This window comes from Flavimarina sp. Hel_I_48, assembly GCF_000733945.1.
Taxonomy (GTDB): Bacteria; Bacteroidota; Bacteroidia; order Flavobacteriales; family Flavobacteriaceae; genus Leeuwenhoekiella.
In genome coordinates, this window is record NZ_JPOL01000002.1 from 2,264,069 (window position 1) to 2,280,569 (window position 16,501).

Genomic DNA, 16,501 nt, shown 5'->3' on the forward strand with positions numbered 1-16,501 from the left:
AGACTCAAATGACCGTTTTTTTAGTACTTATAGTAATTATTCTTTTTGCTATTGCCATTTGGCAAATGAGCAAGATTTACAAGCTTTCTAAGCCTGTCAATAAGGATAGTAGTTTTCAGCACGAAGTTGCTAATGATAAGGATAACCGTATCAATGCAAAATTGATGCTTATGTTCCTCATTTTTATGTACTTTTTGATGGGGTATTGTTTTTGGTATTACTCCAGATTTTATCTTCCAGAGGCTTCATCAGATCATGGCGGACTTTATGATAGCTTATTTTTTATAACCCTTGCGGTAATAATGTTTGTGCAATTGGTTACACAGGTTTTAATTCACTGGTTTTCCTATAAATATCATGGGAAAAAAGGAAGAAGAGCATTATTTTATGCTGACAATGATAAATTAGAGTTTATCTGGACCATTATCCCGGTAATAGTTCTTTCTGGATTGATTATATATGGATTGTTTACCTGGTCTGATATTATGAACTTTGAGAAAGACGAAGATGCACTTGTTGTAGAGCTTTATGCGCAACGTTTCAACTGGAAGGCCAGATATGCCGGAGAAGATAGAATATTAGGTAATGCTAATGTTCGCTTTATCGAAGGTGTTAATACTGTAGGTGTTGATGCCAGTGATGATGATGGAATGGATGACGTTATCACTCAGGAGTTACATTTACCTGTAGGGAAACAGGTCGTTTTTAAACTGCGTTCTCAGGATGTATTGCACTCCGCATATATGCCTCATTTTAGGGCTCAAATGAACGTGGTTCCTGGGATGATTACTCAATTCTCATTCACTCCTACTGTTACCACAAAAGAGATCCGTGAAACTGATTATATTAAGGATAAAATGAGAAGGATCCAAAAAATCAGGACTGAAAAGAGTAAGGAGCTTGTAGCTTCTGGTCAGGCACAACTTGATGATTATGAAAATTTTGATTACTATTTGTTATGTAATAAAATTTGTGGTCAGAGTCATTACAACATGCAAATGAAGATCGTAGTGGAAACGCAGGAGGAATATGAGGAGTGGATAGCTACTCAAAAGACTTTTAAGCAAACGATCGCACAACAGTAAAAAAATTGTTTTTAAAGAATAGAACTATATGTCAGCACACGCACCAGCATTAGACCACGGTCATGATGATCATGCGCATCATCATAAACAGACTTTCATAACTAAATATATTTTTAGTACAGATCATAAAATGATCTCAAGACAATACCTAATAACTGGTATTTTCATGGGATTCATTGGTATCGCAATGTCCCTTCTTTTTAGGATGCAATTAGCGTGGCCAGGTGAAAAGTTTGCCATTTTCGAAGTATTACTTGGTAAATGGGCGCCTGACGGTGTCATGGATCCAAGTATTTATCTTTCTTTGGTTACTATTCACGGTACCATTATGGTATTCTTCGTACTTACAGCTGGTTTGAGTGGTACGTTTAGTAACCTATTGATTCCACTTCAAATAGGTGCCCGGGACATGGCTTCAGGGTTTTTGAATATGGTATCTTATTGGTTGTTTTTCTTATCATCCATCATAATGCTGAGTTCTTTATTCGTTGAATCTGGACCTGCAGCTGCAGGCTGGACAATATATCCACCTTTAAGTGCCTTACCAGAATCAATCCCGGCAGCTGGTCTGGGGATGACTTTATGGTTGGTATCTATGGCTGTATTTATTGCATCTTCATTATTAGGTTCTTTAAATTATATAGTGACCGTCATAAACTTAAGAACTAAAGGTATGTCTATGACTAGACTACCTCTTACGATTTGGGCGTTCTTTGTTACTGCTATTATTGGTGTCGTATCGTTCCCGGTTTTGGTATCTGCGGTTTTACTTCTTATAATGGACCGTAGTTTTGGAACCTCTTTTTACTTATCTGATATTTATATAGGTGGTGAGGTGTTGCATAACAGTGGTGGATCTCCGGTTTTATTTGAACACCTTTTTTGGTTCCTGGGTCACCCAGAAGTTTATATCGTACTGTTGCCAGCGCTTGGTATTACTTCGGAAATTATTGCAACAAATTCCCGTAAACCTATTTTCGGTTATAGGGCCATGGTTGCCTCTATTCTAGCAATCGCATTTTTATCTACGATTGTATGGGGACACCACATGTTTGTCTCTGGTATGAATCCATTTTTAGGATCTGTATTTACTTTTACAACTTTATTAATTGCAATTCCTTCGGGAGTTAAAGCGTTCAACTATATAACCACTTTATGGAAGGGTAATCTTCAGATGAACCCAGGCATGCTGTTTTCCATAGGTCTTGTTTCTACGTTCATTACTGGTGGTCTTACGGGTATTATTCTTGGGGATAGCACACTTGATATAAACGTACATGATACTTATTTTGTGGTAGCTCACTTTCACCTGGTAATGGGTATATCTGCACTTTATGGACTTTTCGCTGGAGTGTATCACTGGTTCCCTAAAATGTTTGAAGGCAAGATGATGAACAAGAATTTAGGCTATCTCCACTTTTGGGTGACTGCTATAGGTTCTTACGCTATCTTTTTTCCCATGCACTTTATCGGGATGGCAGGACTTCCAAGACGATATTATTCTAACACGGCTTTTCCATATTTTGATGATCTTGCAGATGTAAATGTTATGATCACCATTGCGGCACTTGTTACTGGCGCTGTACAATTGGTCTTCCTTTACAATTTCTTCCATTCTATGTTCTACGGAAAAATAGGAGCTAAGAATCCATGGAGGTCTAATACATTGGAATGGACTACAGAGCATAAGCATATTCATGGTAACTGGGAAGGTGCGATTCCTCATGTATACAGATGGGCCTACGACTATAGTAAGCTTAACGAAGACGAGGATGACTACGTAATCGCTGGTCAGGATTATACTCCACAGAATATTCCACTTCAGGAAAATGAGGAAGAGATGAATCACTAAATATCTTTGATTTCTATAAAATTTAAGACCCGTTCCATGTAGGAACGGGTCTTTTGATTTGAAAGGTTTTAAATATTCTTCTATTTATTCTTTTCCATTTCTATAGTAAATAATAACAAACAAGAGCTTGATTCGTTTTCTTATATTTGATGTATGAATGAACATCTTGATCCCACTGGTGAGAACCTTTCAAATACGGAGCATGATATAGAACGTGCCCTACGTCCTGTAAACTTTGACGATTTTGCCGGGCAGGATCAGGTGCTTGAAAATCTTAAGGTATTTGTGGAGGCTGCAAACCGCAGGGGCGAGGCGCTTGATCATACCCTTTTTCATGGACCTCCGGGACTGGGTAAAACTACACTCGCCAATATACTTGCAAATGAGCTTGGGGTCAGTATCAAAATAACCTCTGGTCCCGTACTTGATAAACCTGGTGATCTGGCAGGTTTGCTTACAAATCTTGAAGAGCGGGATGTCCTTTTTATAGATGAAATTCATCGTCTCAGCCCTATAGTTGAAGAGTATTTATATTCAGCTATGGAAGATTACAAGATCGATATCATGATAGAAAGTGGGCCAAATGCCCGCACCGTACAGATTAATCTTAATCCATTTACCTTAATTGGCGCGACTACCCGTTCCGGTTTATTAACTGCGCCTATGCGTGCGCGTTTTGGTATTGCTTCGCGGCTGGAGTATTACAGTACAGAATTGTTGACCACGATCGTAGAACGCAGTTCAGAGATTTTAAATGTTCCCATAGCGCTTGATGCCGCTATTGAAATTGCCGGTCGTAGCCGGGGTACACCACGTATTGCAAATGCCCTTTTACGTCGTGTTCGTGATTTTGCCCAGATCAAAGGCAATGGATCCATAGATCTTGAAATCGCTAAATACAGTCTGAAGGCATTAAATGTTGACGCGCATGGCCTCGATGAGATGGATAATAAAATCCTGCGTACCATCATAGACAAATTCAAGGGCGGTCCGGTAGGAATTACCACCATTGCTACCGCTGTTTCTGAAAGTCCGGAGACCATTGAAGAAGTATACGAACCTTTCCTAATTCAGCAAGGGTTTATCATGCGTACCCCACGGGGTCGGGAAGTAACGGAAGCGGCCTACAAACATTTAGGACGCGTTAAAAATAATATCCAGGGGGGCTTATTTTAAAAGTTTTGCTTTATGGCCAAATTTACTGAAATACCTCAGGTTTCCACCTTTCGCTTTGTGCGTCACGCCAACGAGATCTTAAATAAGCCGCTGCCATTTCACGCCGAAAATTTTAAGCGCCATGGGGATACCTTTCAGCTCAATCTAGGCTTTGGTCAGTCCGTTGTATTTTCCAGGGATGCGGGCTTTGTTCAGCATGCCCTGCAAAAAAATCAGAAAAACTATTCCAAATCCCCCATACAGACTAAAGATGTTGCAAAATATGTGGGTGAAGGACTCCTAACGGCTGAGGGCGAACATTGGCGTAGACAACGTAAAATGATTCAGCCGGCATTTCATAAGAAACAACTTTATACGTTGCTTGGGCGTATTCAAGAAGCCATAAATACCGAACTAAACCGTATAAAAACTGGTGAAAAGATCGATATTTTTCCTGTTTTTAATGATCTGGCTTTTCAAACTGTTGTAAAGTCATTGTTCAGTAGTGCCGTGGGAGTTGAAGAGATCAACAGGTTGCAGCATATAACGGAAACTACCCAGAAAATGCTGGTACGGGAATTACGTCAGCCTTTTAAGGGATGGTGGTTCAAATTAAGTGGACAAATTAAAGAACATACTGATTTAACGGATGAAGCCCGGGACATTTTGATAAAACTTGTACAGGAAAGGCGTAAAAGCAAACAACGGGAGGATGATTTGCTTGACATGTTGCTCGAGGCACGTTATGAAGATGGTAGCGCCATGAGTGAAAGACAGCTCATTGATGAGATTTTAATCCTATTTACCGCGGGACATGAGACCACTTCAAATGCACTCACTTTTACTGCACAATTACTGGCACAACATCAGGATATCCAGGAGCAGGTTTATGAAGAAATATGTCAAATAAGGTCAAAAACAACCGATTTATTGTCCTTTTTAAAAGGTTTAATCTACACAAAGCAAGTGGTTGAAGAATCATTGAGGCTCTACCCGCCCGCCTACTTTATTGACCGCATGAACAGGGAAGAAGATATTTATAACGGCATGCGCATTCCGGCGCAATCCCGTTTGCTGTTTTCCATACAGGAAATTCACCGGCATACTGCGCATTGGGAAGCTCCAGATACATTTGATCCCTCGCGTTTTGATGATGGGAATTCCTTAAAATATTCTTCGTTTTATTATCCTTTTGGAGCTGGTCCAAGAATGTGCATCGGTAATAATTTTGCTATGTATGAGATGATTTTGGCAGTTGCAGAATTGATCGCTACCTTTAAGATCTTTAAAAAGAAAACTCCTATTGAAATATTGCCCCTGATCACACTGAAACCAAAAAACGCGTTTCTGGAGTTTGAAAAGAGATAGCAATGACTTCTAATAAAGCAAACCATACTGCTTTTATCAAAGCCGAAGCAAAGCGGCTTGGATTTATGTCCTGTGGTATTTCCAAAGCCGAATTTCTTGAGGAAGAAGCCCCGCGGCTGGAATCCTGGCTCAACAAAAACCACAATGGTAAAATGCATTACATGGAAAACCATTTTGATAAGCGCCTTGATCCTACAAAACTCGTTCCCGGTGCAAAAAGTGTGATTTCCATGTTGCTCAACTATTATCCAGAAAAGAAACAAACAGAAGACAGTTATAAACTTTCCAAATACGCGTACGGTACAGATTACCATTTTGTGATCAAGGATAAATTAAAGGAACTCCTATTTATGATCAATGCTGAGATAGGCGAAGTGGATGGCCGCGCCTTTGTAGATTCGGCTCCCGTTCTGGACAGGGCTTGGGCCGCAAAAAGCGGTCTGGGTTGGGTAGGTAAAAGCAGTAATTTATTGACAAAACAAACCGGTTCCTTTTATTTCATTGCAGAACTGATCCTGGATCTGGATCTTGAATATGATCATGCGGTTACAGATCACTGCGGTTCCTGCACTGCTTGTCTTGACGCATGTCCCACACAAGCTATTTTAGAACCTTACGTGGTAGATGGCAGCAAATGCATAAGTTACTACACTATAGAACTCAAAGATGAAATTCCTGAAGAGGCTAGTGGTACTATGGCAGACTGGATGTTTGGCTGCGATATTTGCCAGGACGTTTGCCCGTGGAACCGTTTTTCCAAAGCACATAACGAACCCCTTTTTAATCCACAGCCTCAGTTGCTGGATATGACTAAAGAAGACTGGCAGGAAATTACCCAGGAAGTTTTCTCTCAGATATTCAAAAAATCAGCCGTAAAACGTACAAAATTCAGTGGCTTGACCCGAAATATCGACTTTCTTCAGAAATAGAAGTTTAAGAACAATTTCAATCTCTTGGATCTTTCCGAAGCAAATACTTCAAATATTTGAAATGAGAGCCAGAAAACCCATGAAGCGTCAATAAGAACAGTTATTTTTGTTTAGCATAGGCCTAACAATACCTTCCATTATGAGTAAAGAAAGCAAACGGCGAGAAGCCTTGATATATCATGCAAAACCACAACCTGGTAAAATCGAGGTTGTCCCCACTAAAAAATATTCCTCGCAGCGGGACTTATCCCTGGCCTATTCGCCTGGCGTGGCAGAACCTTGCCTGGAGATTGCAAAAGAAACCGAGAACGTATATAAATATACCGCAAAGGGTAACCTTGTTGCCGTAATTTCAAATGGAACCGCGGTACTTGGTCTGGGTGATATAGGTCCGGAAGCATCAAAACCAGTAATGGAAGGCAAGGGACTTCTTTTTAAGATTTTTGCAGGTATTGACGTTTTTGATATTGAAGTAGGTACTAAGGACGTTGATGCTTTTATAGAGACCGTTAAGAATATTGCGCCAACATTTGGCGGCATCAACCTTGAAGATATTAAAGCTCCGGAAGCCTTTGAGATTGAAAGACGTTTAAAGGAAGAACTTGATATTCCCGTGATGCATGATGATCAGCACGGTACGGCCATAATTTCTGCGGCTGCACTTCTTAATGCTTTGGAAATTAATGGTAAAAAGTTAGAAGAAGTACGTATTGTAATTAGTGGTGCTGGAGCCGCTGCGATCTCATGTACACGTTTATACCAGGCCTTTGGTGCAAAACGTGAGAATATTGTCATGCTTGATAGCAAAGGTGTCATTCGAAACGATCGCGAAAACCTGGCTGGCGAAAAAACCGAATTTTCCACCCATAGAAAAATTGATACGCTGGTTGATGCTATGAAAGACGCAGACGTGTTTGTAGGCCTTTCCATAGCAAATATAGTTGATCAGGATATGCTTAGATCCATGGCACAAGACCCCATTGTTTTTGCGATGGCTAACCCTGATCCTGAGATCGCCTATGATCTTGCCATTGCAACCCGGGATGATATTATTATGGCCACAGGCCGTTCAGATCATCCTAATCAGGTAAACAATGTATTGGGTTTCCCTTTTATTTTCCGCGGAGCGTTAGATGTTCGAGCCACGAAAATCAATGAAGAAATGAAAATGGCAGCGGTCAAAGCACTTGCTGATCTTGCGAAGGAGTCTGTACCTGAACAGGTGAATATCGCCTATGGGGAGACCCGTCTTAACTTCAGCAAAGAGTATATCATACCTAAGCCCTTTGATCCGCGTCTTATAACTGCCGTTCCTCCAGCAGTTGCAAAAGCAGCCATGGAAAGCGGTGTTGCCCGTGAACCTATAACTGACTGGCAAAAATACGAGGACGAGCTGCTTGACCGTATGGGCTCTGATAATAAAATCGTGCGCCTACTCCTCAACCGTGCACGTACAAATCCTAAACGTATCGTGTTTGCTGAATCTGACCAGCTGGATGTGCTCAAGGCAGCCCAGATCGTTCATGATGATGGTATTGCGCACCCAGTACTTTTAGGTAACAGGGAAACCATTCTGGAACTTATGCAGGAAATAGATTTTACTGCAAACGTAGAAATCATTGATCCAAAATCTACCGAAGAAAAAGATACTGTAAACAAATACGCAAACACCTACTGGAAGTCACGCAAGCGGAAAGGAATAACCCTTTTTGACGCCCAGAAGTTGATGAGGCAACGTAACTATTTTGCTTCCATGATGGTAAGTGAAGGGGATGTAGATGGTATGATTACAGGGTACAGCAGCAGCTACCCTTCAGCCGTAAGACCTGTACTTGAAGTTATAGGTGCTGCCCCCGGCGTTCAAAAAGCTGCAACCGCAAACTTGATGATCACGTCCCGCGGCCCACTGTTTCTTGCAGATACCTCTATCAATATTGAGCCTTCTGCTAAAGAATTGGCTAAAATAGGCCAGATGACCGCACATACGGTGCGTATGTTTGGGCTTGAGCCGGTAATGGCCATGACTTCCTATTCTAACTTTGGATCTTCGGCAAATGAGAAGGTTGCCAAAATAAGGGAGGCCGTTTCCTATTTACACCGTAATTATCCAGATTTGCTTGTTGATGGGGAGGTACAAGCTGATTTTGCGCTGAATATGGAACTCATGAAAAGCAAATTTCCATTTTCAAAAATAGCGGGCAAAAAGGTAAATACACTCGTTTTTTCTAATATAGATTCCGCTAATATTACCTACAAAATGCTCAAGGAGCTGAATAAAGCGGATAATATTGGTCCCATAATGATGGGTATGCGTAAGCCCGTACACGTTTTGCAATTGGGAGCGAGTGTTGATGAGATCGTAAATATGGCAGCGATTACCGTAATTGATGCCCAGCAGAAGGAAAAAAAGCAAGAAGTCGAAGAAATTTAGATTTTTAAAATTTAAAATGTTTTTTACAGAGGTATCTAGAGAGGTTTCTTTTGATACCTCTACGTTTTTTTGAGGGTCAATATTATAAAAAGTCAAATTTTATGATCTATATTGAAACTTAAGATCGAATAAAATTACTCAAATATATTTTCGTAAATTTCTAAATAATTGAAAGATATTATGGGTAGATTTTGAATTCCCTCTACTTTTTGTCTAACGGCTATAATTAATTTCCATTTATAAATTTATAATTTCTTTTGAAACAAAACAACAATAAACAGGGTGTGGAACATATTGTACTATTGGGTGCTTCTGCCGGCGGCCTGAAGGCTTTCAAAGAGTTTCTGGAAGGGGTTAAAAAGAGTTTTTCTACGGCATATATTCTGTTACAACACCTAGACCCCAATCATAGAAGCATGCTCCCAGAGCTTTTGCAAAGTGTTTCTTCCATTCCTGTTGTTGAGATTTCAAATGGGCTTACACTAGAAAGTGATACGGTTTATGTACTGCCAAGTGATAAGGTGCCGCAACTTAATAAAGGTGTTTTCAGCTTACATAAAAAAGATAGTGTAACTGGATCTGCGCATTTAATTGATGACTTTTTTGAGATCATGGCAAAAGAATATTCTTCAAAACTTATAGGTGTTATCCTATCTGGTACCGGTAGTGATGGAGCTAATGGCCTTAGGAAAATAAGGGAAAGAAAAGGGGTTACTTTTGTACAGGAACCCGCTTTGGCAGAGTGGTCTGATATGCCAGAATCTGCAATTAATAAAGGTGTGGTGGATTTTATACTTCCTGCGGCTGAAATCCCACAAAAGATCTACGAACTTAATATTACTGGTAATCTAGATATGGCTGGAAACGTCCCACAGATGCAGCAGGATTCTCAACAGGAAGAAGTACTCTATGAGATATTGCTGATCATGGAGCGTCGAAAGGGTACAGACTTCAGTAATTACAAAAAGAATACCATCTTACGACGCGTAAAGAGACGCCAGGTATTAAACGGCTATAATAATTTAAAGGATTATTTAGAGTATATGGAAGATAACAATGATGAAATTTCGGCATTGTTTGATGACTTTCTTATACCAGTGACAGAATTTTTTAGGGATCAGAGCACTTTCGTTTATTTGGAAAAGGAGATTTTTCCAAAATTACTGGCAAATAAAGATAGCAAAAACATGCTGCGTATTTGGATACCGGCATGCAGTACCGGGCAGGAAGCCTATTCCATTGCCATTTGTATTCTGGATTATATAAAGAAAATAGGTAATGACAATCCGTACGGTGTGACAAATGGTAATGAAAAAGAATTCATTAAAATATTTGCTACAGACCTAAGCTCTAAAGCTATTCTAAGGGCGAGAAAAGGGATTTATCAAGAACCTGAGTTGAAAGGTGTAAGTAACGAGAGGCTGGAGGCCTATTTTAACAAGACTTCTTCTGGCTATGAAATTAATAAGGATATTAGGAGCATGTGTGTTTTTGCGGAACACGATTTTCTAAATGATTATCCATTTGGTGCCATGCATCTGGTCAGTTGTAGAAATGCACTTATTTATTTAAATTCAGAACTTCAGGAAAAGGCGCTTACTAATTTTCATTATGCCTTAGTGGAAAATGGTATGCTGCTTTTAGGTAATTCAGAAACTATAAATAGTGTTCCAGAGCTCTTTAACCGTATAAAGAGTGGTTATAAAATATACAGGCGTAGCAGTGCAAAACGTAAAATCATAACACATCTGGCAAAAAATAAAAATCACAAATCCCTAAAACCTTCTACATCTGCGGCAGGAAAGAGCGTGTCACGGAATATAAAAGACTATGCTGAAGCACTTTTGTTAAAAGATTATGCTCCAGTTGCCATTGTGGTAAACAAAAACCTAAACCTTGTAACCATACATAGCAAAACCGGTAAATATTTAGAACATGCTCCTGGTACTGTTAGTCATAATATTCTGAAACTTGCCAAGGGAGACTTAGGATTTGAGATTAAACGAATCATAAGAAAATTCAATCTCGAGAAGGATAAAACTTTAGAAAGGAAAGGCATAAAATTATTAAGTGAAGGTAGAAGGTATTTAGTTGATATTTCGGTAAGCCGTATAGAAGAAATGGATCCCCCTCATTTTCTTGTGGTTTTTAAAGATAAAGAAATTGAAGAGTTACCTGCGTTACATGAAGATAGTGATGAGAAGGAAATTTATATCGCTTCATTAGAAAGAGAACTGGTGAGTTTAAAAGAGGAAATACTCGCAAATTTAGAAGAACATCAGGTAGCGGAAGAGGAATTACAAAGTGCCAATGAGGAGCTCATGAGCAGTACCGAAGAGCTCCAAACCCTTAATGAAGAGCTTGAGACTAGTAAAGAAGAATTACAAAGCACGGTTGAAGAAATAACAATTGTAAACCAGGAGCTCAAAACCCTTAATAGCCTATTGATACAGGAGAAGAAATTTTCCGAAAGTATAATAAGGACCATTAGAAATCCTTTGTTAATTCTTAATAAAGACTTTGAGGTAATAATGGCCAATAGGTCATTTTATAAGAATTTTAAAGTTGAGGAGTCCACTACATTAGGGAGACTCTTATTTCAATTGGGCAATGGCCAGTGGGATATTCCAAAGCTGCATACATTACTCGAGTCTATCCTTCCCTTAAGAGGGGCATTTGCAGATTATGAAGTCACACACACGTTTGAGACACTAGGCAAGCGCACCATACTGCTCAACGGGCAAATATTAAAAGAGGAAGCCGGTCAGGAAGAATCGATACTCCTTTCTTTTGAAGATGTTACAGAACGTAACAAAGCGCAAAAAGACCTTAGGGAAAGTGTAAATATTCATAAAGAATTCATAGAAAGTTCTCCTTGGCCTATTGCTGTATTGAAGGGGGAAGAACACACGATTGATATTGCAAATGAATCTATGTTGAGATCACTGCGCAAGAAGAGCAATATTATAGGCCAAACCTTCAAAAAAGCGATGCCGGAACTTGAAAAACAGGGTTTCTTTAAATTACTTGATCAAGTTTACAAAAGTGGTGTGGCGCACGAGGCTTTCAACACACCAGCATATTTTATAAATGAAAAGGGAGAGGAAGAACTGGACTATTTTGATTATATCTATCAGCCACAGCGTAACCTGGATGGTGATGTGGTAGGTGTTTCAATAATTACTACCGTGGTGACACAACAAGTGATTCTAAATGAAAAGATTAAAAAAAGCGAGAAACAATTCAGGCAGCTGGCAAACCATCTTCCTGAGCTAATCGTAAGTTATGATATCAAAGAAAAAACACGTTATTTTAATAAAAGCTTTCTGAAATTTACGGGAATGAATGTCAGGGAATTGAAAGAAAAAAGTTGGTATACTGCTGTACATCCTGATGACTATGAACGCATGATGAGAGAGTATGGAAAAAAAATAGAAAATGCTGAAAATTTTGAAATGGAACTGCGTATCCGCAATGCAGATGGTGACTATCTCTGGTGCCTCAACAAAAATCATTGTGTGACTGATCGCCAGGGCGAGCCCATAAGGTGGATAGGTACTAATATGGTGATACAGCGTATAAAGGACGAAGAAAAACGTAAGGAGGATTTTCTAAAACTCGTAAGCCATGAGCTAAAGACCCCAGTTACTTCCATTAAAGGGTATGTGCAAATGCTCCTTAGTATGATCTCAAAAGATCCAGGTAAATCTATAAATGCACTACCTATTGAATCTTCACTTCTTAGGGTGGAAAATCAGATCACGCGTTTGACACATCTTATTTCAGAAATGTTGGACCTATCTAGGGTAGAGGAAAGCAAACTGGAACTCAATCTAGAAATGTTTGAACTTTGTGAACTTGTGGAAGAAACCATTCAAGATGTAAAACACTCAAACGGTATGGTGCCTATCGTTTCAGATTATATAGATGACTGGGAAGTCAGGGCAGATAAGGACCGCATAGGCCAAGTCCTCATTAATCTCATCACTAATGCCATAAAATATTCACCTAAACAAAAAAACATAAAAGTAACGGTTTATAATAATGAACCTGGATTTATCGCAGTAAGCGTTAAGGATTCGGGTATAGGAATAGGTAAAGAGGACTTAAGCAAGATATTTGATCGGTTTTACCGTGTAAGTGGGGAGAATGAGGCTACCTACGATGGTTTTGGTATAGGTCTTTATCTTGCCAAAGAAATTTTGGATAGGCACAAGGGAAAAATTAAAGTAGAGAGCACGCTAGGGGAAGGATCAAATTTCATTTTCAGCCTGCCTCTTGAATAATAAATTATGAAGAAAATTTTAATCGTTGATGATGATCCCATTCTGGGCATTATGATTCAAGAAATGCTGGAGTGGAAAGGTTATGAAGTTACTTTATTGCGCTTACCACAAGAAACGGAACAAAATATTATAGAAAAACAAGTAGATCTTGTGATCCTTGATAAACTTATATCTGGTACAGATGGTATAAATGTCTGTAAATGGATTAGGATCAATGAAAAAACCAGAGATGTGCCTATAATAATGATAACGGCAATGCACGCTTCTAAACAGGCCTGTTTGGACGCAGGAGCTGATGAGTTTATAGCGAAGCCTTTTGAAATGGAAGATTTTTTATCAAAAGTTAAAAAGCTATTGGCTTAGCAAAGAATCCTGAGTAAAATCAATTTGCATAGTATTTTGCTTTGCTTTTTATGTAATAAAAGGGTAGAGTACTTATTGCTCGTAGTATTCAAAAGCATCAACCAGATCTAAATAGACTCCATTAAAACCAGCATTGATTATTTTATTTAGATAAGAGTCTGAATTTCCAAAAATGATTTTTTGCCAGTTAGGGTTCCAATATTTCACTTTATAATTGCCTTTCCAGTCGGGATTTTCATTATCTAACCAAGAAGGTGGGTTCTTCGTCCATTCCTCTTTCCAGTAATATCTGTAATCTTCAGCCTCACCTATGGACATGTAGGCAATTACCAAACGACTACCGCCATTTTTCTTGGTTTTTAATTGGTTGATTTCAGTTGCTGTTAAACTGTTTCCGTCATTAAAGAAAAGGTCTAAAATTATAAGATCGTAGTTAGTATTTGCAATAGCTTCCAATAGTTCTTTTCTAGATTCAAATTCTTCAAGATTGATGAGGTATAAAAAGTTTTTGACCAGTCCTAAATTTTCTATGTTATTTGAATTTTCGGCATATATGGGAATTGGATGGTTAGGGATATTATTGAGTTCTCTGTGATCTGCGGCAAAAGAAACGTAATTTAAGTCGTTATTGTTTTGATAAGAATCATTCATTTTGGCTGGTGTAGATACATAATCGGTAACCAGGATTTTCTTTCCGTTATTTTTAGAAAGATTTAAAAATTCTTTTAGGTAAAGAGTCCTCTCTTTTGGAGTGACTTTATTGTCCTCGTCATAGCCATAAAATAGATCTTCTTGACCATGACCATCTATAGCGTTGATGTATGCTGATGTTATTTCCTCTGTGGTATTTTCAACTCCTGCAATCAGTTCAATACCGTTTTGGGGAACGACCAGAAATGAAGAGTCCCTTTCTTTTGCGTAACCACTCATATTTTCAATAAAAGATCGCATTTCATCTCTGTAGGTAATATTTTCGGTTTCCATATCATCTTGTGAGTTTGAGGATGCACAAGAGATTAAAAAAGCGATTATAATCAAAAGGACGATAGAACAGTGGGTTGTTTTCATGGCGGTAAAAGTAATTTTTTTCATATAAATGTTGAGATTAAGTTTACATAGAAAGTTTCTATGATATAGGAACACAACATTTTAGAAGGGTTAAAAACTTAGTGGGATGCTTCAAAAAGAATTTTTTTTATACGGCTCTGTTTTGGGATTTTGTGCTTTTCCTAAATCCGCTTTATACTGGATGTTTCTAGAAAGATAATTTATTTACGCAATTATGAAAATTATGAAAATTCGATTTTGGCAAAGCAATAATGAGTATTTTGAATAATTTTTTTGTATATGAACGATATTATTACATATAAATTTGTTAATTTATGTTAATTGCATATATTTGTAATCCTACACAAAGGTTGTTTTTAGTTGAGTCAAGTGGATTATAATAATATAGATTCTTTTCTTAACATAAATTTTCTATGTGAGTTTAACCCCAACAATAATGTTTCCTGATAAAAAATCCATTCTGCTTATTCTTGAAGGTACCTATCCCTTCAATGGGGGAGGTGTATCAACCTGGGCTCATATTTTATGCAACCGCGTTTCCTGCGTAGATTACAAACTTTATTCAATAAACTCTGATTTTGAGGATAAACCGCGTTATGAACTAAGCAAAAACATTAGCGAGGTTCTTCAAGTACCGCTTTGGACCCCTGATGAACCCTATGATTATAGAAGCTATGGTGAGGAATATTATAAAACAGTAGGCAAAAAAGAGTGGACAACGGGGGCCGTTGTGAAGCGTAAGTTCGTTCCTATTTTTAAAGATCTTTTAAAAATTATTTACAGTGATGAACCGAACATGCCAGAACTGGATGCTATTTTTAAAAAACTTTGGCTCTATTTTGAACATTATGATTATAAGGAGACCATACGTAATGAGTTTGTGTGGATCACCTATAGGGACACCGTTTCAAAATTAATAGTAGGTGAGCGCAACCCAGATGCTTCACTTATAGATTTAACCATTGGCTTAAGGTGGATCTACCGTTTTTTAATTCCTTTGGCCATTGTAAATGTACCAAAGGTTGATATTGCCCATTTGACGCTGAGTGGTTTTGTTATAATACCTGCCCTAATTGCTAATTATAAGTATGGCACCAAGATCATGCTTACGGAGCACGGGGTTTTTATCAGGGAAAGATTACTCGCAATAAACAATTCAGAATATCCTTTTTTTCTTAAAAATCTTTTGATAAAATTTTCAGAAGCCATGGCCAGGTTGGTTTATTATAAATCTGAAAAAATTATTTCTGTGAATAATTTTAATAGGAAATGGGAAATCATGTACGGGGCAGATCCTAGAAAGATCCAGGTTGTTTATAATGGTATAGATACAGATCTATTTAAGCCCAAGGCTAAACCAGATCATCTATCTGCCATTCCTACGGTAGTTGCGGCAGCGCGTATCTTTGATCTCAAAGATATCGTTACCATGATCCAATCGTGCGCTGTGGTCATAAAGGAAATTCCTAACGTACAATATCTAATTTATGGTGATGATCAGGCAGTTCCAGAATATACCGAAGAATGCCTAATCCTTATTAAGGAACTTGATCTGGAACGCAATTTTAAATTTATGGGCCCACGCCCAGATCCTCATAATATTTTTCCTGAAGGCGATATCTCTATTTTAACTTCCATTTCAGAAGGTTTTCCCTATACCGTATTGGAGTCTATGAGCTGCGGCGTGCCGGTTATAGCCACAGATGTGGGTGGTGTTAGTGAAGCTCTAGGTGAGGGTTGTGGTTTTGCCTGCAAGCCCAAGGATCCCGAAGAAATAGGTGCGCGCGTAATTGAGGTGCTTAAAAACGTTGATTTAAGAGAGAGAATGAGCAAAAATGCCAGACGGCGGGTGCTCGAAAATTTTACTATAGATACGTTTATAAACCAGTATGAAGAGGTTTATGAGTCAGTACTAAAAGGTACAATTAAAGAAAATTACGAACTAGAAAAAGTATTACTCTAAT

The 16,501-nt window shown here is 38.5% G+C and carries 10 protein-coding genes; 9 read left to right on the forward strand and 1 reads right to left on the reverse strand.

Annotated elements, in window-relative coordinates; all coding sequences use genetic code 11:
• Positions 1 to 8: 8 nt before the first annotated feature.
• From P162_RS10050 to P162_RS10085, 8 genes are all read left to right on the forward strand, one after another.
• Positions 9 to 1,085: a cytochrome c oxidase subunit II gene (locus P162_RS10050; protein WP_031427241.1), complete on the forward strand. Its 1,077-nt coding sequence runs from the start codon at positions 9 to 11 to the stop codon at positions 1,083 to 1,085.
• 28 nt (positions 1,086 to 1,113) lie between these two features.
• Positions 1,114 to 2,937: a cbb3-type cytochrome c oxidase subunit I gene (locus tag P162_RS10055; protein WP_031427242.1), complete on the forward strand. Its 1,824-nt coding sequence runs from the start codon at positions 1,114 to 1,116 to the stop codon at positions 2,935 to 2,937.
• A 153-nt stretch (positions 2,938 to 3,090) separates the two neighbouring features.
• Complete coding sequence (ruvB, locus tag P162_RS10060; protein ID WP_031427244.1) at positions 3,091 to 4,113, forward strand: Holliday junction branch migration DNA helicase RuvB; 1,023 nt, start codon at positions 3,091 to 3,093, stop codon at positions 4,111 to 4,113.
• Positions 4,114 to 4,125: 12 nt separating this feature from the next.
• Positions 4,126 to 5,460 (forward strand): cytochrome P450, encoded by a 1,335-nt coding sequence (locus P162_RS10065; protein WP_031427245.1) that lies wholly within the window; start codon positions 4,126 to 4,128, stop codon positions 5,458 to 5,460.
• Between the two features lie 2 nt (positions 5,461 to 5,462).
• A complete protein-coding gene (gene queG / locus P162_RS10070; RefSeq protein WP_031427246.1) occupies positions 5,463 to 6,389 on the forward strand; it encodes a tRNA epoxyqueuosine(34) reductase QueG in 927 nt (308 codons plus the stop codon).
• A gap of 139 nt (positions 6,390 to 6,528) precedes the next feature.
• Complete coding sequence (locus tag P162_RS10075; protein WP_031427248.1) at positions 6,529 to 8,820, forward strand: NADP-dependent malic enzyme; 2,292 nt, start codon at positions 6,529 to 6,531, stop codon at positions 8,818 to 8,820.
• A 257-nt stretch (positions 8,821 to 9,077) separates the two neighbouring features.
• Positions 9,078 to 13,106 carry a CheR family methyltransferase gene (locus P162_RS10080; protein WP_051907853.1) on the forward strand — a complete coding sequence of 1,343 codons (4,029 nt, stop codon included), beginning with the start codon at positions 9,078 to 9,080 and terminating at the stop codon, positions 13,104 to 13,106.
• A gap of 6 nt (positions 13,107 to 13,112) precedes the next feature.
• Entirely contained in the window at positions 13,113 to 13,469 is a 357-nt protein-coding gene (locus P162_RS10085) for a PleD family two-component system response regulator (protein WP_031427250.1), read from the forward strand.
• Positions 13,470 to 13,541: 72 nt separating this feature from the next.
• Here P162_RS10085 and P162_RS10090 read toward each other — a convergent pair whose 3' ends face one another.
• Positions 13,542 to 14,561 carry an endo alpha-1,4 polygalactosaminidase gene (locus P162_RS10090; protein ID WP_241077756.1) on the reverse strand — a complete coding sequence of 340 codons (1,020 nt, stop codon included), beginning with the start codon at positions 14,559 to 14,561 and terminating at the stop codon, positions 13,542 to 13,544.
• 412 nt (positions 14,562 to 14,973) lie between these two features.
• Between P162_RS10090 and pelF the strand changes: the two genes are divergently transcribed.
• Positions 14,974 to 16,500: a GT4 family glycosyltransferase PelF gene (gene pelF, locus P162_RS10095; protein WP_031427253.1), complete on the forward strand. Its 1,527-nt coding sequence runs from the start codon at positions 14,974 to 14,976 to the stop codon at positions 16,498 to 16,500.
• Position 16,501 lies beyond the last annotated feature (1 nt).